This is a genomic window from Caballeronia sp. LZ065, assembly GCF_031450975.1.
Classification (GTDB): Bacteria; Pseudomonadota; Gammaproteobacteria; order Burkholderiales; family Burkholderiaceae; genus Caballeronia.
The window spans coordinates 26,335-47,306 of the sequence record NZ_JARUXV010000001.1 but is presented as its reverse complement, the minus strand read 5'-3'; the positions used below and the strand labels follow the sequence as shown (position 1 = coordinate 47,306).

General features: G+C 64.9%; 28 protein-coding genes. 19 read left to right on the top strand and 9 right to left on the bottom strand.

Going from position 1 to position 20,972, the window contains the following annotated elements; genetic code table 11:
- The first annotated feature begins 180 nt into the window (after nucleotides 1–180).
- The 4 genes from garL to gudD all read left to right on the top strand — a co-directional run bounded on the left by garL (nucleotide 181) and on the right by gudD (nucleotide 4,909).
- Complete coding sequence (garL, locus tag QCE63_RS00245; protein ID WP_309829410.1) at nucleotides 181–966, top strand: 2-dehydro-3-deoxyglucarate aldolase; 786 nt, start codon at nucleotides 181–183, stop codon at nucleotides 964–966.
- A 45-nt stretch (nucleotides 967–1,011) separates the two neighbouring features.
- Entirely contained in the window at nucleotides 1,012–1,920 is a 909-nt protein-coding gene (locus QCE63_RS00240) for a 2-hydroxy-3-oxopropionate reductase (protein ID WP_309833625.1), read from the top strand.
- Between the two features lie 250 nt (nucleotides 1,921–2,170).
- A complete protein-coding gene (locus tag QCE63_RS00235; RefSeq protein ID WP_404990068.1) occupies nucleotides 2,171–3,526 on the top strand; it encodes an MFS transporter in 1,356 nt (451 codons plus the stop codon).
- A 33-nt stretch (nucleotides 3,527–3,559) separates the two neighbouring features.
- The gene (gene gudD, locus QCE63_RS00230) at nucleotides 3,560–4,909 is read left to right on the top strand and encodes a glucarate dehydratase (RefSeq protein WP_309829406.1); all 1,350 of its coding nucleotides are present in this window, start codon (nucleotides 3,560–3,562) and stop codon (nucleotides 4,907–4,909) included.
- A 2-nt stretch (nucleotides 4,910–4,911) separates the two neighbouring features.
- Here the strand turns inward: gudD and QCE63_RS00225 are convergent, their stop codons facing one another.
- The 3 genes from QCE63_RS00225 to QCE63_RS00215 all read right to left on the bottom strand — a co-directional run bounded on the left by QCE63_RS00225 (nucleotide 4,912) and on the right by QCE63_RS00215 (nucleotide 6,436).
- Nucleotides 4,912–5,739 carry a DUF72 domain-containing protein gene (locus tag QCE63_RS00225; protein ID WP_309829404.1) on the bottom strand — a complete coding sequence of 276 codons (828 nt, stop codon included), beginning with the start codon at nucleotides 5,737–5,739 and terminating at the stop codon, nucleotides 4,912–4,914.
- An 18-nt stretch (nucleotides 5,740–5,757) separates the two neighbouring features.
- Nucleotides 5,758–6,024 carry a cupin domain-containing protein gene (locus tag QCE63_RS00220; protein ID WP_309833624.1) on the bottom strand — a complete coding sequence of 89 codons (267 nt, stop codon included), beginning with the start codon at nucleotides 6,022–6,024 and terminating at the stop codon, nucleotides 5,758–5,760.
- 109 nt (nucleotides 6,025–6,133) lie between these two features.
- Nucleotides 6,134–6,436, bottom strand: a complete 303-nt coding sequence (locus QCE63_RS00215) for a hypothetical protein (protein WP_309829403.1) — start codon at nucleotides 6,434–6,436, stop codon at nucleotides 6,134–6,136.
- Nucleotides 6,437–6,916: 480 nt separating this feature from the next.
- Between QCE63_RS00215 and arsC the strand changes: the two genes are divergently transcribed.
- Both arsC and QCE63_RS00205 read left to right on the top strand, forming a co-directional pair.
- Nucleotides 6,917–7,339 (top strand): arsenate reductase (glutaredoxin), encoded by a 423-nt coding sequence (gene arsC, locus QCE63_RS00210; RefSeq protein WP_309829401.1) that lies wholly within the window; start codon nucleotides 6,917–6,919, stop codon nucleotides 7,337–7,339.
- Between the two features lie 146 nt (nucleotides 7,340–7,485).
- Nucleotides 7,486–7,764 carry a hypothetical protein gene (locus QCE63_RS00205; RefSeq protein WP_309829399.1) on the top strand — a complete coding sequence of 93 codons (279 nt, stop codon included), beginning with the start codon at nucleotides 7,486–7,488 and terminating at the stop codon, nucleotides 7,762–7,764.
- A 46-nt stretch (nucleotides 7,765–7,810) separates the two neighbouring features.
- Here the strand turns inward: QCE63_RS00205 and QCE63_RS00200 are convergent, their stop codons facing one another.
- On the bottom strand, nucleotides 7,811–8,305 hold the full coding sequence (locus tag QCE63_RS00200; protein ID WP_309829398.1) for an MgtC/SapB family protein: 495 nt from the start codon (nucleotides 8,303–8,305) through the stop codon (nucleotides 7,811–7,813).
- Nucleotides 8,306–8,442: 137 nt separating this feature from the next.
- Here QCE63_RS00200 and QCE63_RS00195 point away from each other — a divergent pair, with 137 nt between their 5' ends.
- Nucleotides 8,443–8,841 carry a RidA family protein gene (locus tag QCE63_RS00195; RefSeq protein WP_309829397.1) on the top strand — a complete coding sequence of 133 codons (399 nt, stop codon included), beginning with the start codon at nucleotides 8,443–8,445 and terminating at the stop codon, nucleotides 8,839–8,841.
- On the opposite strand, the gene QCE63_RS00190 is transcribed toward QCE63_RS00195, so the two are convergent.
- A complete protein-coding gene (locus tag QCE63_RS00190) occupies nucleotides 8,838–9,446 on the bottom strand; it encodes an alpha-ketoglutarate-dependent dioxygenase AlkB (RefSeq protein ID WP_309829395.1) in 609 nt (202 codons plus the stop codon). The two genes, QCE63_RS00195 and QCE63_RS00190, sit on opposite strands and share 4 nt — an antisense overlap.
- Nucleotides 9,447–9,626: 180 nt before the next feature.
- Between QCE63_RS00190 and QCE63_RS00185 the strand changes: the two genes are divergently transcribed.
- Nucleotides 9,627–10,028 (top strand): response regulator, encoded by a 402-nt coding sequence (locus QCE63_RS00185; RefSeq protein WP_309829393.1) that lies wholly within the window; start codon nucleotides 9,627–9,629, stop codon nucleotides 10,026–10,028.
- Between the two features lie 21 nt (nucleotides 10,029–10,049).
- Here QCE63_RS00185 and QCE63_RS00180 read toward each other — a convergent pair whose 3' ends face one another.
- On the bottom strand, nucleotides 10,050–10,856 hold the full coding sequence (locus QCE63_RS00180) for an endonuclease/exonuclease/phosphatase family protein (protein ID WP_309829391.1): 807 nt from the start codon (nucleotides 10,854–10,856) through the stop codon (nucleotides 10,050–10,052).
- Nucleotides 10,857–10,904: 48 nt separating this feature from the next.
- Nucleotides 10,905–11,426, bottom strand: coding sequence for a hypothetical protein (locus QCE63_RS00175; RefSeq protein ID WP_309829389.1), 522 nt, complete (start codon nucleotides 11,424–11,426; stop codon nucleotides 10,905–10,907).
- 356 nt (nucleotides 11,427–11,782) lie between these two features.
- Here QCE63_RS00175 and QCE63_RS00170 point away from each other — a divergent pair, with 356 nt between their 5' ends.
- The 7 genes from QCE63_RS00170 (at nucleotide 11,783) to QCE63_RS36805 (ending at nucleotide 17,126) form a co-directional block, all read left to right on the top strand.
- Nucleotides 11,783–12,760 carry an AAA family ATPase gene (locus tag QCE63_RS00170; RefSeq protein ID WP_309829387.1) on the top strand — a complete coding sequence of 326 codons (978 nt, stop codon included), beginning with the start codon at nucleotides 11,783–11,785 and terminating at the stop codon, nucleotides 12,758–12,760.
- Nucleotides 12,761–12,945: 185 nt separating this feature from the next.
- Complete coding sequence (locus tag QCE63_RS00165) at nucleotides 12,946–14,046, top strand: NAD(P)/FAD-dependent oxidoreductase (protein WP_309829385.1); 1,101 nt, start codon at nucleotides 12,946–12,948, stop codon at nucleotides 14,044–14,046.
- Between the two features lie 132 nt (nucleotides 14,047–14,178).
- Nucleotides 14,179–14,496: a high-potential iron-sulfur protein gene (locus tag QCE63_RS00160; protein WP_309829383.1), complete on the top strand. Its 318-nt coding sequence runs from the start codon at nucleotides 14,179–14,181 to the stop codon at nucleotides 14,494–14,496.
- A gap of 258 nt (nucleotides 14,497–14,754) precedes the next feature.
- A complete protein-coding gene (locus tag QCE63_RS00155; protein ID WP_309829381.1) occupies nucleotides 14,755–16,044 on the top strand; it encodes an MFS transporter in 1,290 nt (429 codons plus the stop codon).
- Nucleotides 16,045–16,054: 10 nt separating this feature from the next.
- Nucleotides 16,055–16,366 carry a cupin domain-containing protein gene (locus tag QCE63_RS00150; protein WP_309829379.1) on the top strand — a complete coding sequence of 104 codons (312 nt, stop codon included), beginning with the start codon at nucleotides 16,055–16,057 and terminating at the stop codon, nucleotides 16,364–16,366.
- Between the two features lie 92 nt (nucleotides 16,367–16,458).
- Nucleotides 16,459–16,857 carry a hypothetical protein gene (locus QCE63_RS00145; RefSeq protein WP_309829376.1) on the top strand — a complete coding sequence of 133 codons (399 nt, stop codon included), beginning with the start codon at nucleotides 16,459–16,461 and terminating at the stop codon, nucleotides 16,855–16,857.
- A complete protein-coding gene (locus tag QCE63_RS36805) occupies nucleotides 16,854–17,126 on the top strand; it encodes a Txe/YoeB family addiction module toxin (protein WP_404990067.1) in 273 nt (90 codons plus the stop codon). The genes QCE63_RS00145 and QCE63_RS36805 overlap by 4 nt, the downstream gene beginning before the upstream one ends.
- Before the next feature lie 21 nt (nucleotides 17,127–17,147).
- Here the strand turns inward: QCE63_RS36805 and QCE63_RS00140 are convergent, their stop codons facing one another.
- Together QCE63_RS00140 and QCE63_RS00135 are read right to left on the bottom strand one after the other, a co-directional pair.
- On the bottom strand, nucleotides 17,148–17,417 hold the full coding sequence (locus QCE63_RS00140; RefSeq protein WP_309829375.1) for a hypothetical protein: 270 nt from the start codon (nucleotides 17,415–17,417) through the stop codon (nucleotides 17,148–17,150).
- A gap of 82 nt (nucleotides 17,418–17,499) precedes the next feature.
- Nucleotides 17,500–18,255: a Mut7-C RNAse domain-containing protein gene (locus QCE63_RS00135; RefSeq protein ID WP_309829373.1), complete on the bottom strand. Its 756-nt coding sequence runs from the start codon at nucleotides 18,253–18,255 to the stop codon at nucleotides 17,500–17,502.
- Nucleotides 18,256–18,348: 93 nt separating this feature from the next.
- Between QCE63_RS00135 and QCE63_RS00130 the strand changes: the two genes are divergently transcribed.
- The 4 genes from QCE63_RS00130 (at nucleotide 18,349) to QCE63_RS00115 (ending at nucleotide 20,953) form a co-directional block, all read left to right on the top strand.
- A complete protein-coding gene (locus QCE63_RS00130) occupies nucleotides 18,349–19,221 on the top strand; it encodes an NAD(P)-dependent oxidoreductase (RefSeq protein WP_309829371.1) in 873 nt (290 codons plus the stop codon).
- Between the two features lie 101 nt (nucleotides 19,222–19,322).
- Nucleotides 19,323–19,964, top strand: a complete 642-nt coding sequence (locus QCE63_RS00125; protein WP_309833623.1) for a LysE family translocator — start codon at nucleotides 19,323–19,325, stop codon at nucleotides 19,962–19,964.
- A 172-nt stretch (nucleotides 19,965–20,136) separates the two neighbouring features.
- Nucleotides 20,137–20,580, top strand: a complete 444-nt coding sequence (locus QCE63_RS00120; protein WP_309829369.1) for a hypothetical protein — start codon at nucleotides 20,137–20,139, stop codon at nucleotides 20,578–20,580.
- Between the two features lie 7 nt (nucleotides 20,581–20,587).
- On the top strand, nucleotides 20,588–20,953 hold the full coding sequence (locus QCE63_RS00115) for a response regulator (RefSeq protein ID WP_309829367.1): 366 nt from the start codon (nucleotides 20,588–20,590) through the stop codon (nucleotides 20,951–20,953).
- Nucleotides 20,954–20,972: the final 19 nt, after the last annotated feature.

Sequence of the window (20,972 nt, the reverse complement as noted above, 5' to 3'; positions counted from 1 at the left end):
CAATTAATCCAATCGCATCTATTCAGTTTAAGCCGCGAAAAATCGAGCTAATCAGGGTTTACATGCCTGCCCTCAAGCCAAGATTCGACGGTACTCTGTGTTAAGACGTCTGATGACATTGCGGCATCCGGACGTACTGCTTTCCAACCGAGTCGCTGTCGTTCGTCACAGGAGGCATCCATGTCGTCATCCTCGCCATACCAACCCTTGCCCAACGCTTTCCGGACCGCTGTGCGCGAACGCAAGCGACTGATCGGCTGCTGGATGTCGCTGGCCAGTCCGATCGCCACGGAACTCATCGGCGTCGTGGGTTTCGACTGGATGCTGCTCGACGCCGAACACACCCCGAACGACCCGCTCACGCTGATCCCGCAGCTCATGGCGCTGAAGGACAGCATCAGCGCGCCCGTGGTGCGGCCCCAGGCCAACGACGCCATCGCCATCAAGAAGCTGCTGGACATCGGCGTGGTCAATTTCCTGATCCCCTTTGTCGACAGCGCCGCCGACGCGCAGCGCGCCGTGGCCGCAACGCGTTATCCTCCGCAAGGGGTGCGCGGCGTATCGGTCGGGCATCGGGGCAACCGCTATGGCACGGTGCCGGACTACTTCGAGCGGGCGAACGACAACATGTGCGTCGCGGTGCAGATCGAGAGCCGCACGGCAGTGGCGGCAATCGACGAGATCGCCGCGGTCGAGGGCGTGGATGCGCTGTTCGTCGGTCCCTCGGATCTCGCGGCGTCCTACGGTCATCTCGGCAACCCGAATCATCCCGACGTGCAAGCGGCCATCGCGCACGTGTTCGAGCGCGTGCACGCCGCAGGCAAGCCGAGCGGCATCCTGGCGCCGGTCCGCGAAGAAGCCGAGCGCTACCTCGCGATGGGCAGCACGCTCGTCGCCGTGGGCGCCGACCTGGGGCTGCTCAGGAACGCTGCGCAGGGCGTGCGCAAACACTTCATTCCCGAGTGAGCCGGGTAAGCGGCAGACTCGGCGAATCCGCATCGAAGAATCGACATCAAGGAGCGACACATGCAAAAGGCAGGCTTTATCGGACTGGGCATCATGGGCAATCCCATGGCGGCCAACCTTCTCAAGAACGGCGTGGCGCTCGCGGCCTACACCCGCAGCGGCGTGCCCGCCGACCTGACCCAGGCGGGCGCCAGCGCGTGCGATTCGCCCGCCGCGGTGGCCGCGCAGGCCGATGTCATCTTCATCATGGTGCCGGATACGCCTGACGTCGACAAAGTGCTGTTCGGGGAGAACGGCGTCGCGGAGAAGCTGAAGGCCGGGCAGATCGTCGTCGACATGAGCTCGATCTCGCCCATCGCCACGCGCGAGTTCGCCGCGAAAGTGCGCGAGAAGGGCGCCGAGTATCTCGACGCGCCTGTCTCGGGCGGCGAAGTCGGCGCCAAGGCGGCGTCGCTGACGATCATGGTCGGCGGCGCGCAGGCCACGTTCGACCAGGTCAAGCCGCTGTTCGACATGATGGGCAAGAACGTCTCGCTGATCGGCGAGGTCGGCGCGGGACAGGTCTGCAAGGTCGCGAACCAGGTGATCGTCGCGGCGACCATCGAGGCGGTGGGCGAGGCGCTCCTGCTGGCGTCGAAGGCCGGCGTCGATGCCGAGAAGGTCCGCACCGCGCTGATGGGCGGCTTCGCGTCGTCGCGCATTCTCGAAGTCCACGGCGAACGGATGACCAAGCGCACCTTCAATCCGGGCTTCCGGATCGAACTGCATCAGAAGGATTTGAATCTGGCACTGTCCACGGCCCAGTCGCTGGGCGTCGCGCTGCCGAACACCTCGACGTGCCTGCAACTGTTCAACGCCTGCGCGGCGAATGGAGGCAAGGCATGGGATCACTCGGGCATGGTGCGCGCGCTCGAAATCATGGCGAACCACGAGATCGGGCAGGGCAAGAAGTAAGCTTCCGTCTGTCCCTTCGCAGCATCGACACTGCCGGCCTCGTGCCGGCAGTGTTGTTTCCAGCATCTGTTTCCGGACTGTGAAATTCAAGTTGTCGGACGTCTTAGTTTGAATTGCTGACATAGCCCGTGTTCGGCACAATAAATCGCTAAAAACCGGTATATAACAATGCGTTAATGGGAGAAGGGAAAACGCGATCTGGCGGTGGCAAGAGCCCGGCCATACAATGTCATCAGACAACGTACCACGCATGGTGCGATCAGGAGACATTCCGTTGAACACCGTCCTCGCCAGTTCCGACGCCGCGCTCGAATCAGCCAGTTCCAAGGTCAAGCGCCACGTCCTGCCCCTGTTCCTCATCATGTTCATCGCGAACTACATCGACCGCGTGAATGTCGGCTTCGTCAGTTCGCACCTGCAGACGGACCTGGGCATCGGCGCGGCCGCGTACGGCCTCGGCAGCGGCCTGTTCTTCATCGGCTATGCGCTGTTCGAGGTGCCGTCCAACGTCCTGATGCAGAAGTACGGTGCGCGCGCTTGGCTCACCCGCATCATGGGCACATGGGGGATCGTCGCGGGCGCCATGGCCTTCGTCTGGAACGACACCTCGTTCTATGTGCTGCGCTTCCTGCTGGGGATCGCGGAAGCCGGCTTCTTTCCGGGCGTCGTGTATTACTTCACGCAGTGGCTGCCGCAAAAGGACCGCGGCAAGGCCATCGCGATCTTCCTGGGCGGCTCGGCGTTTGCCTCGATCCTGTCGGGGCCGGTCACGGGCGGACTGCTGTCGATTAGCGGTTTCGGCCTGCACGGCTGGCAGTGGATGTTCCTGATCGAGGGCGCGTTCTCCGTGTTCCTGTGCGGCGTCAGCTGGATGCTGCTGAAGTCGCGCATCAGCGACGCGCACTGGCTCAGCGCCGACGAGCAGCGCGCACTGCAACGGACCATCAGCGCCGAGCAGGCCGCGCGTGAAGCCGTGACCGGCGCGCACGTGCCCGCCATCAAGCTGCTGAAGGACCCGCAGATCCTGCTGTTCTGCTTCCTCTACTTCGCCATCCAGCTGACGATCTACGCCGCGACCTTCTGGCTGCCGACCATCATCCGCAAGATGGGCGGCCTGAGCGACTTTCAGGTCGGCCTGTTCAACGCGGTGCCCTGGCTGATCGCGATGATCGCGATGTACTGCTTCGCGCTGCTGTCCGCGCGCTGGCGTTTCCAGCAGGCCTGGCTCGCGACGGCGCTCGTGATCGCGGCGTGCGGCCTGTTCGCCTCGACGACCGGCAATGCGGTGCTGTCGTTCGTCGCCATCTGTTTTTCGGCGATCGGCTTCAAGGCCGCCTCGTCGCTGTTCTGGCCGATCCCGCAGGGCTACCTCGACGCACGCGTGGCGGCGGGCGTGATCGCGCTGATCAACTCGGTCGGCAATCTCGGCGGCTTCTTCGCGCCCGCGACCTTCGGTTATCTCCAGCAACACACGGGCTCGGTATCGGGCGGTCTGGTTGCGCTCGGCGTCGCGTCGCTGATCGCGGCCGCGGCAGCTTTCTTCACCCGCCACCGCCGCGTGGATCATCCGCCCGGCGCACACGCGACCCGTCGCGCCGCGCACTGAACCCCCAACCCTTCTCTCCTCAGGATCACGATCATGTCCACCCAAGCAGTCAAGCCGAACGCCACGCCGACCGTCACTGAATTGCGCGTTATCCCGGTCGCGGGCCGCGACAGCATGCTCATGAATCTCTCGGGCGCGCACGGTCCGTTCTTCACCCGCAATCTGGTGATCCTAAAGGACAGCGCGGGGAATACGGGCGTCGGCGAAGTGCCGGGCGGCGAGAACATTCGCAAGACCATCGACGATGCGCGCGCGCACGTCGTCGGGCAATCGATCGGCAACATGCAGGCGGTGCTGAACGCGGTGCGCACGGCGTTCGCGGATCGCGATGCGGGCGGACGGGGCCTGCAAACCTTCGACCTGCGCACGACGATCCACGCGGTGACCGCGCTCGAAGCCGCGCTGCTCGACCTGCTCGGCAAGCATCTCGGCGTGCCGGTAGCCGCGCTGCTCGGCGAGGGCCAGCAACGCGACGAAGTGGAGATGCTCGGCTATCTGTTCTACATCGGCGATCGCAACCAGACGGATCTGCCGTATGCATCGGGCGCGGACGGCCGGGACGACTGGGAGCGCCTGCGTACCGAAGTGGCGCTGACGCCGGAAGCGGTCGTGCGTCTGGCCGAAGCGGCGCAGGCGCGCTACGGCTTCAACGATTTCAAGCTGAAGGGCGGCGTGCTGGCCGGCGATGCGGAGATCGAAGCGGTGACGGCGCTGGCCGAACGCTTCCCGGAAGCGCGCGTGACGCTCGATCCGAACGGCGCGTGGTCACTGGCGGAAGCCATCCGGCTGTGTCGCGACCAGCATGACGTGCTCGCGTATGCGGAAGATCCGTGCGGCGCGGAAAATGGCTATTCGGGGCGCGAGGTCATGGCGGAGTTCCGCCGCGCGACCGGCCTGCCGACAGCCACCAACATGATCGCCACCGACTGGCGCCAGATGGGCCACGCGATCCAGCTTCAGTCCGTGGATATTCCGCTGGCCGATCCGCATTTCTGGACGATGCAGGGTTCGGTGCGCGTCGCGCAGATGTGCAACGACTGGGGCCTCACGTGGGGTTCGCATTCGAACAATCACTTCGACGTGTCGCTCGCGATGTTCACGCACGTCGCGGCAGCGGCGCCCGGCAAGATCACGGCCATCGACACGCACTGGATCTGGCAGGACGGCCAGCATCTGACGCGCGATCCGCTGCAGATCGTCGGCGGCAAGGTGAAGGTGCCGCAGGCGCCGGGGCTGGGCGTCGAACTGGACATGGACGAGGTCGAGAAGGCACATGCGCTGTATCGTGAGCACGGCCTGGGCGCACGCGACGACGGCGTCGCGATGCAGTACCTGATCCCGAACTGGACCTTCGACAACAAGAAGCCGTCTCTCGTGCGCTGAGCTTATTGGTTCAGCCGCTCGATCAGCGCCATGGCGGCCGCCGGGTTGTGCATCTTGTGGCCGCTGATGACGTAGAGAAACACATCGCGCGCGGCGGCCTTCGGCGCCGCCTTGCCGAAGGTCTGCAAGTCGTCCGGGGCACTCCCCGTCGCCCACGACTGAGCGCGCGCGGTCCAGCGGTCGAGCGCCGCTTTCGCGTAGCCCTTCGCCTGCTTTTCCGTGGTGCCCATTATGCGTGCATAGACGAAAGGCGCGGTGACATCCGCGATCTGCGGATACTTGGAATCTCCCGCCACGACTACCGCGACGCGATACTTGCGCGCCAGCGCGACGAATGCCGGATCGCAGAAGCTCTCGTGCCGGACTTCGACGGCGTGACGGATCGCGCGTCCGTCCACCTTCGCGGGCAACAGTTCGAGAAAGCGCTCGAAGTCTTCAGGGTCGAATTGCTTGGTCGCCGCGAATTGCCAGTTGATCGGGCCCAGCTTGCTGCCCAGTTCGAGCACGCCGCTGCCGAAGAACCGCTCGATGGTATCGCCCGCTTCGGCCAGTACGCGTCGGTTCGTCGCGTAGCGCGGCGCTTTCAGCGAGAAGACGAAATCGTCGGGCGTCTCGTCACGCCACTTGATGAAACTCGCGGGCTTCTGCGACCCATAGAACGTTCCGTTCACCTCGATGCTGGTCAGCGCGCGGCTTGCGTATTCGAGTTCGCGCTTCTGCACGAGATCGGCGGGATAGAACGTGCCGCGCCACGGCTCAAAAGTCCATCCGCCGATGCCGACGCGAATGCGCCCGCTCTTCGCGTTCGACGTCTGCTTGCGTGTCGCCATCGATGGGTTCCGCTCCGCTCACCTGCGTCCGACGAGATAGCTGACGCCTTCCGGGCCGTAGGTCTCCGAATGCTCGGCGTTGGGCGCAAGATGGAAGATGTCGCCCGCGCGGTAGGTATGCGCGTCGTCACCGATGCGGATCGTGAGCTCGCCCGAGAGAATCAGGGCGCGTGCTTCGAAGGGATGGGCGTGCAGTTCCATGACGCCGTCCGGATCGCGCGTCGCCGTGACGATCTCGTCATAGCCGGCGCTCGAGAGTTGCGCGAGAAATGCTTCGCGGTCCATGTAGTCGACCTCGGGAGAGACAGGAATGCGCCCGGTCAAGGCCGGGCGCATGTTCATGCATCGGATGCTGACGCAGTGGCCGGACGTTCGTGCCGACTCACTTTCCGACTCAGTTTCCAAAGAAGATATTGCACTGCGGTCCGCGCGTGCAGGGCTTCGATGCGGCGCTGTCCATCGTGCCCATGGTCGTCGCGCCGGCGGCGCCGCGAGTCATCGGCGCGCCGCCATACGACATGTCCTCCGACTGGCCCTGCATGGCGCTTTGCTGCGGCGCGTTCGGATCGCTCCAGGTGTCCGCGGTGGCTTGCCCCGGGACCTGAGCCGTGCGGTAATAAGTCTGCTGGGCCGATGCCAGGCTCGCAGTGGCGAGTAACGAGGCGGCCAGCGCCGCCATGGCAATACGTGATTTCATGTCGACTCCTTGATGGGTAGGCGCGCTCGCGTGTCGCCGGCCTGTCGCCCGTTTGGCGGGACGCTGGCTGGCTGCCCGGCGCTGTTCACTGTTGCGGTTCGATGTTCCGCACAGAACGTGCCACGTGTCCTGATCTGCCATGCTTCGCCCTTGGTGCTGAAAGGCCCCAGCGCCGGTTTCGGGTTGGGCCGCGCGTGGCGCTGTGATGATGTCGGCGCGATTCGAATGCGATCCACCTCGCGCAGGGCATGTCGCGGGTGCGATGCAGACGGAGCGCCGATGCTCGCCTGTGAAAGGCTGCGTGCTTCGCCGTTGCACATTTCGTTATAGGCCGCGCAACGGTGAATGAACAGCACAATTGATCATGCCTCAAGAAGGGTGTCGGGGGCCTGTCGCGCGCGTGACGCGCATGTCATCCGCCCACGAGGGCTCTAGAATGCGAGGCGTCACCCTTCTCACGAACGCAAGGACTTCTCGACCATGACCGTCACCATCTATCACAACCCGAAGTGCGGGACGTCGCGCAACACCCTGGCGCTGATCCGCAATGCGGGCATCGAACCGGTTGTGATCGAGTATCTGACCCATCCGCCCGCGCGCGAGACACTGGTTGCCTTGATTGCGCGCGCGGGGGTGCCGGTGCGCGAGGCGCTGCGCGAGAAAGGCACGCCGTACGCGGAACTCGGTCTCGACGATGCCAGCCTCACCGACGACCAGCTGATCGACGCGATGCTCGCTCATCCGATCCTCATCAACCGTCCTTTCGTCGATACCCCGAAAGGCGCGCGGCTGTGCCGACCGTCCGAACTCGTGCTCGATATCCTGCCCGAGGCGCAGAAGGGGCCGTTCACGAAAGAGGACGGCGAGGTCATCATCGATGTGTCCGGCAAGCGTGTGCGCTAAGTCACGCTGAAACGCATCGCATCACCTGACCATCGGTTGACCGTTACCTGACGTTACCTTTCTGGCAGACCCGTAGCACCTGTATCCCGAAGCGCTTCTTAGACTGCACCTGACTCACCCGGCACGAGGTGCAAGGAGAACGCGCAGTGAAAAAGAAACGTCTGGGTACGGCAATCGGACTGGCGGGGCTTGTGGCGCTCGCGATGTCGGCAGCGGCGAATGCGCATGTGGATGTGGCAGTCGGCGTTGGCGTGCCGGTGTACGCGCAGCCGGCCGAACCGGTGGGCTACTACGGTTATGGTCCCGGCTACCGCGAGCACGAGCGCTGGCGTGAACGCGAATGGCGCCATCATGAATGGCGCGAACGTCACTGGCGTCATGAGATGCGCCGTGAAGACCGCTGGCACGAGCGCCACGGCTGGTAAGCGACAAGGCGTGCGGCGGGTCGGGGAATGACCCGCCCCGCCTGCCTCAGATTTCCTCTACGTCGCCGTACTTTTTGCGTTCGTCTTCCGGCTTGTTCATCCAGCGTCGCAACAGACGCTTCTCGACGACGCGTCCCAACACCATCAGCAAGATCATCAGCAGCATCGCGAGGAACGCGACGCTCCACACGCCGAGTCCGCACACGATGCCGACCGCTGCTGTCACCCAGATCGATGCCGCTGTCGTGAGGCCGCGCACGCGGTTCTCGCGCGGATTCTGCAGGATCACGCCGGCGCCGAGAAAGCCGACGCCCGTCACGATGCCCTGTACCGCCCGGGATACGTCGGCGTCAGGGGAGAGTGTCATGGAGAAGCCTTGCGCGCATAGGGTCGCGAGGCACGCGCCGAGCGACACGAGTCCGAGCGTCTTCATGCCGGTCGGCTTGCCGTGCAGATCGCGGTCGATGCCGATGATGCAGCCGATCAACAGCGCGGTCAGCATGCGCATCACGGCGTCGGCGAGGATGGGATAGGGCAGCATGTGAGCGTTCAAAAGAGCGGCGGGCCGGGTCATCTTCGCATCAAAGCGGGCATGACGGCGAGGCAACGACATTCATGCCCATTTTTGGCGCGCTAACGTTCGAGGCTCGAAGACTCGATCCAATGTCAGGAGACGAAGTGAGCCAACTGCCCCAATTCACGATGGTCGATGCCGCACCGACGCCGGTCGGTCCTTTCTCGCATGCCGCGGAGGCGGACGGCTGGGTGTTCCTGACCGGCCAGATGCCGACCGACCCCGACGACGACGCCGCGCCGCTGCCCGAAGGCGTCGCGGCCCAGACGCGGCGCGTGATGGACAACCTGAATCTCGTGCTGGGCGGCCTCGGCCTGACGCTCGACAACGTCGTGAGCGTGCGCATCTTCCTGACCGAGTTCAAGCGCGACTACGACGCGATGAACGCCGTGTATCGCGCGTATTTCCTGCCGAAGCCGCTGCCGGCGCGCACTTGCATCGGCGTGACGGGGCTTGCGCGGGACGCGCTGGTGGAAATCGACTTCGTCGCGAAGCGGCCTTAAGCGGGGCTGGATCTGCGTTTTGACGCATCGACCCAGCGGAAAGTGAGATTGATACGCTCGCCGCGCGCGCCCGGTTCCTTCGGCACGCGATGCACCCATTCGAGCTGGGTGCGTCCGCGCATCACCAGCAGGCTGCCGTGCGACAGCACGAGCGCGTGCGTCGCGTGCGTGCGCGCGTGACGGAATTCGAAGGTGCGTGCCGCGCCCAGGCTCACCGACGCGATCACCGGTTCAGGGCCGAGCTCGCGTTCCTTGTCGGCGTGCCAGCCCATGCTGTCCAGCCCGTTGCGATAACGGTTCAGCAGCACGCTGTTGAAGCGCGCGCCGCTGGCCTGCTCGGCGCGTTCGCGCAATTGCGTGACAGCCGGCGTCCATGGCTGCGGCACGTTGCGGATGCCTGAATACACATACACCGCGTCGGGCTCGCCTTGCCACGCGGTCAGGCGCGGCAGCGGCACGCGCCCGCCGGGCGTGGTCATCGTGTCCTGTTGCCAGAGGACTTCGTCGAGCAGGGCGCCCATCAGGTCGGAGGCGGCGTCGGCCTCGATCCAGTCCGGATGCCACGCGATATCGGGCTTGGGGATGTCGTCGAAGAGATCGAACATGACGGGATGCGCAAGAACGGCGGCTCGTGAAGCAGTCACGATAGCAGAGCCCGCGCACGCCGGATTGCTCGGCCATTCTGCGGCGCGAAAGCGCTGTGCTACAGTCCCCGCACTATCTCAATATAGTTGCGCGAGCGCCGGAGCACGGGCCTCGTGCGACGACGAATCACGGGAATTCGCATGAACACCATCGCCGAAACGGACGGCGGCGCGATGCAAGGCCGCCGCATCCTGCTCGTCGACGACAGCCTCGACGCGGCACTCGCGCTCTCGATGCTGCTCGAAGCGCTCGGACACGAGGTGCACACCGAGCACGACGGGCCGCGAGCGCTGGCGGCCGTCGATGACTTCAGACCCGATGTGGTCGTGCTCGATATCGGCTTGCCCGGCATGAGCGGACTCGAGGTCGCGCGGGAGATGAGGAAGCGCGACGTGACGAAGCACGCGCTGCTGCTCGCGTTGACGGGCTGGGGCGGCGAGGCCGACCGTCAGGAAGCGCTGGCCGCCGGCTTCGATCATCATCTGACCAAGCCTGTCGGCATTGCCGAGATCGAAGCCGCGCTCACGGGCAAGCGGGCGTAGCCTCGGATCAAGGCGAGGCGCTCAGTCCACGCGCAGCCGCGCCATGTACGGCAGGTGATCCGAAAGCCACGCGGTGTCCTGCGTCGGCACGAGCCATTCGACCGGTTTCAGTCCGCGCACGAACATCTTGTCGAGTGCGAGCGCCGGTGAGAACGCCGGAAACGTTCGGCCTGATTCCCCCAGCATGTTCGCCACTTCCTGCATGCCCAGTTCGGCGAACAGCGGCGTGGAGTCGTTGCGCCAGTCATTGAAGTCGCCCGCCAGCACGAGCGGTCCTTCGGGCGCTTCCTTCGCGATCCAGTGTGCGATCCAGTTCATCTGCCGCAAGCGCGCCTGTCTTGTCAGCGCGAGATGCGCGCACAGCAGCGTAATGGCGCGGCCGGCAAAGGTCGCGCGTGCGACCAGCAAACCGCGCCGCTCGAAGCGATGCGCGGAGATATCCCAGCGCCCGGACAGATCGAGCGGATGCGGCGACAGGATCGCATTGCCGTGCCGCCACGACGGCTTGAACACGTTCGGCCCGAGTGCGATTTGCAGTTCGAGCGAGGTCGCGATTTCGGTGGCCTGGCAATGCCAGACATCGTCGAGCGGCGCATTCAGCGGATTGCCGAAGCCGGTTGCGAGCATCGGCTGCGGCATGCGCCGCGCCATCGCTTCCTGCAGAAAGTAGACGTCCGCATTGGTGGTCTGCACCCACCGCTGCATCGCGTTCCACGCGCGCAAGCCGAGCGGCGAGCGGCCCTTGTGGAGGTTCCAGCTGACCGCCGTGAAGTCCGGCGTGGCCGGATCAGCGGACGGGCCGGGCGGAAGATGTTCTGGGTTTCGCATGCGTTCTGTATCTCGTGCGGCGCGCCGGAAGCCATGTCGCCGCGGTTGTCATTGCGTCGCCGTGGAAGCGGGGAGCGTTGCGCGCACCCGGTAGGCGAGCGACGGATTGCTGTCGATGATCTGCCATTGTCCCCATTCGCCCGGCTTGAGCACGAGCCCCGGATGCGCGCCGCTCACCTGGCGCGGCACCGGCGGCAGCTTGCAGCCGGACGGCGAGGCGCGCGTGCTGTCGTCCTGCAGGGTTTCCTGGGCGTCGATGGCGAGCGTGATGTCATCGGCGCTGGCGTGGGTCGGCGAGACGGTGAGCGTGCGTTGCAGATCGATCTCGCCCGCAGGTTGATCCGCGCAGCCCACGCGGTTCTGCACCTTGTTGTGATGCGTTTCCGTGCGCGCCTGTCCGACGTTCGTCGTGCCGGAAAAGCTGTCGATCTGCTGCCCGTCGCGCACGACCTGCAGTTCCCACTTCACCGGCTGCGGCGCCGTGCTCTGCGCGCAGGCGCTGAAGGCGGCGAGGCCGGCTCCGGTGGCGAGCGCGAGATTCACAAAGGCGGTTCGTATCGTTGTAGGCATTGAAAGCGGCTCCTGCGCGCGGACTGTTCGGATGGCGGCGCGCCCGGCGGGCGGCCGCTGGATCGGCGTTCCTCGGCAACTTCTTCTGACACGGCGGCACGGCGCCGGTTCAGCGCGCCGCTGAAACACGCACGTGGGGCTCGCCAGCACGAGGCGCAACCCCGGCACTTGAAACAGCATGTTTCGAACCCGCCCGCCACGCGATCCCGACGATGATACTAGCCCACGCGAATCGCGGCTTTGTCGGTGAGACCCTGCCGGTTGGATTGGCAGCAGACGCACGAGACTGCTCGCTTGCGCGGGGTTTTGACGTCGCTACACTGGACTCACCGACCAGAACAAAGACGGGGTGCGACATGACGACGGCCGTGGTGAAACAGGAACTCGCGGTGGCATCGTTCAGCAAGGTCTACAGTCTCGATGACGTGGAGACCGCGCTCAACGAGTTGTCCGAGGGCGCAAGCGAAGCCTTGCGCGCGACCTACGAAAAAATGCTCAAGGTAGGCAATCTGCGCTTCTGCGTGAAGCCGAACCGCATGCCGTCCATCGACGACCTCGCGGCCAGCCTGCCGAATTTCGAGGAACCGCTCGACGATATTCGCAAGCAGATCGCGCTGTGTCTCGAAACCGATGACCGTCTGGAACTGATGCCCATGTTGTTGCTCGGCGAACCGGGCATCGGCAAGACGCATTTCGCAAAGCAACTGGCGCGGCTTCTCGGCACGACGTCTCATTATGTGGCGATGAGTTCGCTGACGGCCGGATGGATCCTGTCGGGGGCGTCGTCGCAGTGGCGTAATGCGAAGCCCGGCAAGGTCTTCGATGCCCTTGTGAACGGCAGCTACGCGAACCCCGTCATGACCGTCGATGAAATCGACAAGGCCACCGGCGACGCGCAATACGATCCGCTCGGCGCGCTGTACGCGCTGCTGGAGCACGACACGGCGCAGAGCTTCATCGACGAATTTGCCGAGGTGCCGGTCAACGCGGGCAATGTCGTGTGGATCGCCACCGCGAACGACGCCCGCGCGATCCCCGAGCCGCTGCTGAACCGCATGAACGTGTACGAGATCCCGCCGCCCGACCGGGACGGCGCGCGCCGCATCGCGCAGGCGATTTACGCTGACATCCGTGAGGCGCACGCATGGGGCGCGCGCTATCCGGAAACGCTCGGCGACGCGCCGCTCGAGGCGCTCTCCCGGGCATCGCCGCGCGGCATGCGGCGGGCGATGCTGAATGCGTTCGGCAATGCGCGTATCGACGGCCGGCATCACGTCGAGGCGCGCGACATTCAGCTCGACCGTCATTCGCACAAGAAAGCGATAGGTTTCTGAACAACCGAAAATGGCGAAATTGCCAAAAAACGCCCCAAAAACGTGGCAATTTCGACATCTGGCGGCCAGATTCTTGCCTTTTTCCGAATTGCACCGGAAAACGATCTCATTCGTGTGCGTTTGTTGTGTATTGCGCAATAGTCCCAAACGTAGAATAGCCGGACGGATTATGCGACGGACAAGACATGGATCGGATCGAGTGTGTGGTCATCGGCGCGGGCGCTGTGGGACTGGCCATCGCCCGCGCGCTGGCGTTGCGCGGGCGTGAGGTCATCGTGCTGGAGAGGGGCGAGGGAATCGGTATCGGCACGAGTTCGCGCAGCAGCGAAGTCATCCATGCGGGCATCTATTACCCGCGCGGCTCGCTGAAGGCCGAACTCTGCGTGCGCGGCCGCGACATGCTGTATGACTTCTGTCGCGCGCACGGCGTGCCGCATCGCCAGTGCGGCAAGCTGCTGGTGGCCACAGCGCGCAATCAGGTGCCGCAACTCGCGGCGCTGGAGCAAAAGGGCACCGAAAACCGCGTGAAGGGTCTGGTGCGCATCAGCGCCGCCCAGGCGAAGGACATGGAGCCGCAGCTGGAGTGCGTCGAGGCGGTCTTCTCGCCGCTCACGGGCATCGTGGACAGTCATCAATACATGCTCGCGCTGCAAGGCGAGGCCGAACAGCGCGGCGCGAACGTCGTGTTCCATACGCCGGTCACCAGCATCGATGCGCGTGAGGGCTGCTTCATCGTCGAGACGGGCGGTGCGTCGCCGGCGCGCTTCCGGGCGTCGTATCTGATCAACAGCGCTGGCCTGCATGCCAATGAAATCGCGCGCTCGATCCTCGGCCTCGACGATCGCCATGTACCGCCGCTCTACTTCGCGAAGGGCAACTACTTCAGCGTGAGCGCACGCACGCCCTTTGAACGGCTCATCTATCCGATGCCCAACGAAGCCGGCCTGGGCGTTCATCTGACGATCGATCTCGGCGGACAGGCGAAGTTCGGCCCGGACGTCGAATGGGTGCCGACGCTCAACTACGACGTCGATCCGCGCCGCGCCGATTCCTTCTATGCCGCCATCCGCGCGTACTGGCCGGGTCTGCCCGACGACGCGCTGCAACCCGCCTACGCCGGCATTCGGCCGAAGCTCTCGGGACCGGGCCAGGCCGCCGCCGATTTCATGATCCAGGGCAAGTCCGCGCATGGCGTGCCGGGGCTCGTGAACCTGTTCGGCATCGAGTCGCCGGGATTGACGGCATCGCTTGCGATCGGCGAGCGCGTCGCCGACATGACGCGCTAGATTGCGGACGCCTTTTCCTTCGCCCTTATCTCCAGCATTTGAGGTCCTCGACCCGCTTCCAGGTTGTTATGCTCGGTTGTCGCCGTCGCCAAGAACGGCGCATACCCCCAATACACCATGGAGTGAGTCACTATGAAGACATCACGTCGCACGTTCATTCTGACCAGCGTGGGCGTCGCCTCGACACTGACGCTGGGCGGCCGCACCGCGTTCGCCGCGGATGCGGCGAAGGTCGCGGAGAGCGATCCCACCGCGCAGGCGCTCGGCTACAAGGAAGACGCGAGCAAGGTGGACAAGGCCAAGTACGCGAAGTACGCCGCCGGGCAGGACTGCGGCAATTGCCAGTTCTATCAGGGCAAGCCGACCGACGCCTACGCGCCGTGCCCGATGTTCAGCAACAAGCAGGTTGCGTCGAAGGGCTGGTGCAGCGCCTATGTGAAGAAGGCATAACACGCCCCGCGAAACCCCGCGCAGCGAACCGAAGCGCGCCCGGCCGCAAGTCCGGGCGCGCTTTTTCATGTGCGCGATTCGCTTGATCGCGGATTAAGGCGTCTTTACACTCGCGAGGAAAAATGAGCCGCGCGTGCGAATTGGTGCAACAAAACGCGGACGGCAAGAGACCAGCGGGGCCGTGTTTCGAAGCCGCAGCCCGACGCATGACGCCCGCATCCACGGCAACCATTGCAACCATCGACCTCAGGGGAACGCATGCCCGCCAGACCACTGAACGCGCGCGCCGTGACGGCGGCTGTCATCGGCAACGCACTGGAGTGGTACGACTTCACGGTCTTCGGCTTCATGACGATCGTCATCGCGCGGCTGTTCTTCCCGAGCGCGAGCGACTATTCATCGATTCTCCTGACCACCGCGACGTTCGGCGTCGCGTTCGTCATGCGGCCGGTGGGCGGCATCGTGCTCGGCCTCTATGCCGATCGCGCCGGGCGCAAGGCGGCGCTGACGCTGGTCATCGGCATGATGACGCTCGGCATCTTTCTGCTGGCCATCGCGCCGCCGTACTCGGCCATCGGGATCGGCGCGCCGCTCGTCATCGTGTTCGCGCGGCTGTTGCAGGGTTTCTCGGCGGGCGGCGAGTTCGGCAGCTCGACCGCGTTGCTGATCGAGGCAGCGCCCTTCTCCAAACGCGGTCTGTACGGCAGTTTCCAGATGGCGAGCCAAGCGGCGTCGCTGCTGCTCGGCGCGCTCGTCGGCGCGGCGATCACGCGCGGGCTGTCCCCGCAGGCGCTCGATGCCTGGGGCTGGCGCGTGCCGTTCATCTTCGGGCTGATCATCGGTCCGATCGGCCTCTACATTCGCCGCAGCATGTCCGATACCGAAGCCTTCCTGCATGCGCGCAAGACCGCGCGGCGCGCGACGCTCGGCGAAGTATTCGGCAGCCATGGCCGCGAAGTGCTGTGCGGACTCGGCGCCGTGGTCGCGCTGACGGTGACGGTGTACGTGCTGATTGCCTATCTGCCCACCTTCGCCGTCAAGCAGCTGAAGCTGCCGCTCGGGCAGTCGTTCACGGCGCTGATCGTCGGCAATCTGCTGCTGACGGTGCTGTCGCCGATAGCAGGCGCGTGGTCGGACCGCATCGGGCGCAAGGGTTTGTCGCTGTGGTCGCTCGGCATCACGTTCGTGGTGATCTATCCGCTGTTCGCGTGGCTCGCGGCCGAGCCCAGCGTGCTGCGGCTCGTGATCGTGCAGGCGCTGCTGTCCATCGCGCTCTCGGGCTACTATGGACCGTTCGGCGCGCTCATCGCCGAGCTGTTTCCCGCGCACATCCGCTCGACCGGACTCTCGCTCGCGTACAACATCGCGGTGATGATCTTCGGCGGCTTCGGACAGTTCATCGTGACCTGGCTGATCCGCGTCACGGACTCTCAACTCGCGCCCACCTTCTATGTGATGGGCGGACTCGCGCTCTCGTTGATCGCGGTGGCGTGCATTCCCGCGACGCGCCACGCGGATGTCGACGAAGCGCGCGATCTCAATCGTTAGGCGGTATTGAATGAAAGTGATCGAAAGCAGCAAGTTCAAGGCGGAGCGCGCGTGGGGCGCGCTCGACATCTGCGTGATGAACGGCACCTCGTGCCGGCTGCACTGGACCGACACGCCCTACAAATGGCACGTCAACGACGGCGAGGAAGTGTTCGCCGTGATGCAGGGCGAAGTGCGCATGCATGTGCGCGGCCCTGAGGGCGAACGCGTGCTCATGTTGCGCGCCGGCGATATCTTCCACGCGCAGGCGGGCGACGAACATTGCGCCGAACCGGTCGGCGAGGCGCGCATTCTGGTGATCGAAAAAGAGGGAAGTGTCTGAAAAAGCGCTGACCGTTCGGACAGGTGGCGCGCTGATGCGGCCGCCGGTGATACTGTGCCCATCGATGTGCGATTCACGTGCGAGGGCAGGACATGGTCAGGACGGTTGAGTTGATCGAGCGCGATTACGAAGCGGCGCGTGCGGCTGATCGGCTGGGCGAGTGGGGAACCATGCCGCTGCTTGAATCGGAAGAGCTCGTCGTGATGTCGGTGCAGGCGCTGGCGCGCATGGCATGGCGGGTGGAAGAGGCGGAGCGGGAGCTGGACAAGCGCTTGATCGAGGAGTCGTTTGGGTGGTTTGAATCGCTCGGCTATACGGACGAGATGTTTCTCTCCCCGGAAGATTTCGAGAGCGACGGTTCAACCAGAAAGAGGCGCGCCGCGAACGGTGTTCATGAGCCGCGCGGCGTGGGCCAGGCAAAAGGATTGAAGATCGCCTTCGCTGGTTTTCTCGGGACGCTGTTTGCCAAACGCTCCGGGCAGGCCGGATGATGGCGCGAAGCATCCAGTTCTCAAAGCCAAGCTGGCATCACTACCATGCGTGGCGTGTGTCGGACGCGAACATTTTCGAGAAAGTGACCAGACTGATCAACGAGTGCTGCCGCAGCCCATTTGCAGGACAGGGCAAACCGGAACCGTTGCGCTACAGGAAGGCGTGGTCGCGCCGTATCGACGGGAAGCATCGCTTCGTCTATCACGTCACGGACGTGCAGCTTTTGATTTACAGCTGTCGCGGGCACTGCGAAGAGGAAGACAGCTAGCGCCCGCAATCGAGGCGGACCTTATCGTTCGAGCCCCGCCTTCACCAGCAATTCCGCCAGCGCTTCGGTCATGCCGCCTTCGTTGGCCTCCGCGCGCTCTTTCAACTGCTTGACGAGCTTCTCGTCCAGCTTGCATGCGAACGGCACGAGTCCCTTCGCCTGGTCGAGCTTGCGCTGTTCGCGGCGGTCCAGCTTCGCTTCGTCGGCGGCGCCGATGCGCGTCTTTCCGCCGTGTTTGAGGTCGTTGGCAAGCTTGAATGCCTTGGTTTGTTCCAGCTGGAATTTGTTCACGCGATGCTCCGGGGCGGTTTGTTGCCAAAGTTTCGTATTGTACGGAACGCGCCGCCGCCATCCGCGAAAAGCGTCGTGGGCGTTAAGGGTCCACGTCGGCCAATGCGTCGATGCGCGCCCGCATGCGCCGCCAGTGCGAGCCTTCCCAGAACACGCGGCGGCATACGTCACAGGTGACAAAGCGCGTATGTCGTTCGCGCACGCCATCGGGCACACGGCCGTCGATCTCGCCGGGGCCGGCCGGACGCAAGGGCGCATTGCACATCAGGCAGAGCCGGAACGGCCGCGCGTGCGGCGCGAGTGCCAGCCTGTCCGCAAGCTCGCGCCATTGATCGTCGGCCTGCAACGCGCGCACATAGCAGCCGCGCAGCACCGTGCGCCGCTTGAGCAATTCACGGTCGCGCGTCAGCACGATGCGGCTCTCCGTCTGTGCAAGCCGCTCGATTTCCTCGTCGGCGAAGTTGTTGTCGTAGCGCGTATCGAAGCCGGCGAGCCGCAGCAAGGGCGCGAGACCGCCGAGGTGCGCATCGGCGATGAAGCGCAAGTCGGCGGCACGCAGCGGCGGGCGCAGCAGCAGTTCGCCATTGGCCATGGCCGTTGCCGCGCGCCCCGCCGCATGGATCTCGATGAGATCGTCCGCTTCGATCTGCGCGTCGAAGCCCACCGGCCGGCCGTTCCTCAGGATCGTTCCGACTTCCGTGTGCGGCACGCCTAGCGCCTCGATCACATGCTTGGCTGACGACGTCGGCGCGAACTGGCATGCGAACGTGCGCCCGCGCTGCGGCCGCGCGAGGAAGTCATTCAATTCGCCATGAAAGTGAAAGCGCGCCTCAACCATGCAGGCAGTATCGCATCGGGCGCTCCGGCGCGCTGCCGGGCGATGTGCTTAACTGAGGCTCGACTTGAAACGGGCCACGAAGGAGTATGGGACATGGATATCGGATTTATCGGACTGGGCGAGATGGGCGGCGCGATGGCGAGCAACGCACTGAAGGCCGGGCACACGGTGCGCGTATGGAACCGGTCGCGCGACAAGACCCGCGCGCTCGCGGACCAGGGTGCATCGGTCGTCGATACCCCTGAACAGGCTTTTGCCGGCGACGCCGCGTTCTCCATGCTGGCCGACGATCACGCGCTGCGTTCCGTGCTCGTCGACGGCGCGTTGCTCAAGCACGCGCCCAAAGGACTCGTGCATGTGAACATGGCCACCATTTCAGCGGCGCTTGCCGTCGAACTGACGGAGTTGCACGCGCAGCACGGCATTGCGTACGTCGCCGCGCCCGTGCTCGGACGGCCGGACGTCGCGGCGGCGGGCAAGCTCAACATCCTTGCGGCGGGCGCGGCTGACGCCATCGAGCGCGTGCAACCGGTGCTCGACGTGCTCGGCCAGAAAACCTGGCGCGTTGGCGACGAACCGCGGCATGCCAACGTGCTCAAGCTCGCGGCGAACTTCATGCTGGCATCGGCGATCGAGTCGTTCGGCGAAGCGGCCGCGCTGGTGACCGGCCATGGCGTGGCGTCCCAGACCTTGCTCGATGTCATCACGAACTCGCTGTTTCCCGGACCGGTGTACGCGGGCTACGGCAAGATGATCGCCGAGCAGCGCTATGAGCCGGCGCTCTTCAAGGCACGGCTCGGCCTGAAGGACGTACGGTTGGCCATCGCCGCCGGCGAGGCCGTCAACGTGCCGCTGCCGGTGGCGAGCGTCGTGCGCGATAACCTCGTCGATGCCCTCGCGCACGGCGACGGCGAGAAGGACTTTGCCGTGCTCGGTCAGGTGGCGGCGCGCCGGGCGGGACGCTGAAGGCGGGTTTTCTTGCTCGGGCAGCGCGTGTTCGGGATTCGCTTGCGCCGCCCCCGGCGGACGGCATAATGCGAATCCCTTCCAACTTCCGCCGTGCCGCAATGAACCTGCATGTCTGGTGGCTGTTCGTCGCCACCGTATTCGTCGTCTCCGCGATCCCCGGTCCCAATATGCTGCTCGTGATGACGCACGGCGCGCGTCACGGCCTCAAGCGCTCCACGGCCACGATGGCCGGCTGTCTCGCCGCCCTGATCATCATGCTGTCGGTATCGGCGGCGGGGCTGGGCGTGTTTCTCGACGCCTGGCCGCGTCTCTTCGATACCTTGCGCATGCTCGGCGCGGCTTATCTCGTCTGGCTCGGCGTGAAAAGCTGGCGCGCGAAAGCCAGCGCGATCGAGATCCCCGACGAATCGAACAGCCCTGGCCAGAGCGTCCGTTCGCCCCGTCATTTAGTGCTCTTTCGCAATGGCTTCCTCGTCGCCGGCAGTAATCCGAAGGCAATCCTGTTCGCGGCGGCGTTGCTGCCGCAGTTCATCGATGCAAGCGGTCCTGTCCTGCCGCAATTCGCGGTGCTCGTTTCGACTTTCGCGGTCATCGAGGTGAGCTGGTACGTGGTCTATGCGGGCTTGGGCGCGCGCATCGGCGACCGGCTGAAAAGCGCGAGCGTCGCGCAGGCGTTCAACCGTCTGACAGGCGGGGTGTTCGTCGGCTTTGGCGCGATGATGGCGCTGGTTCGCCACTAGGCAAGTCTGAACATGGCTCAGGCAATCGTCTGCTCGAACGGGTGCATGACTTGCTCATTTGGCCATGCTTCATTCGGTTGCGAACAGACATTCGCTTTCGCCCGGCGGATAGTGGCGCTCGTCCACCGGTTGGCGGCGAACCCAAGAAGAACAGATAAAAAGGAGACGCCTGATGCATTCGATTGTCCGATGCGTGACTCACGCGACGCTGCTCCTGTCGGCTTGCGCCGCGTTCGCGCTTGCTTCGACCGCGCGGGCCGACGACACACCCAGTCCCTGTAACGCGCTCAAGCGCATCGTGGCTGCCGCGCCGAATTTTGCGTCGCTGTCGGCGCTTGATGGCCGTCCCGTCGCGCTGCCCTACGGCGACGATGCGCAGTGCGCCGCGTCGCAATCGAACTATCGCTGCACCTGGACGCCGCATGGCGGCGCGAGCGCCGACGCATTGCAGAGCGTCGCGGCGGACATCGCCGCCTGTCTTCCGGACGCGACGCACGATCAGAATTCGCCCGCCCGCCAGCATTTCTATCTCGGTGCACGCGGTGCGCGCAACGAAATCACGGCGACGCAGGCGGGCTCGAACCGGTTGAAACTCGAAGTCTCCGGATCACGCTGAGGCCATCGTGAGCAAGCGCATCCTCATAGCCGATGACGACGACGATGCGCTCGCAGGCCTCGCCCACCTGCTGACCGCGATGGGTCACGAAGTGGCGCTGGCGGGAAACGGGGCACAGGCGGTTGAAGTGGCGGCGCAGTTCGCACCGGATGTAGTGATCCTGGACTTGGGCATGCCGATGGTCGACGGTCTGGCGGCGGCGCGCGCGTTGCGACTTCAACCGCACGGCCCCACGATGATGCTGGTGGCGCTGACCGGCTGGGGCCAGCCGCAGCACCGTGAGATGACGCTCGACGCTGGTTTCGATGTGCATCTCGTCAAGCCGATCGCTGCGGATCAGCTGCAATTCATCCTGTCGATGACGCAGCCTTGATGAACCCCTCGGAGACAGG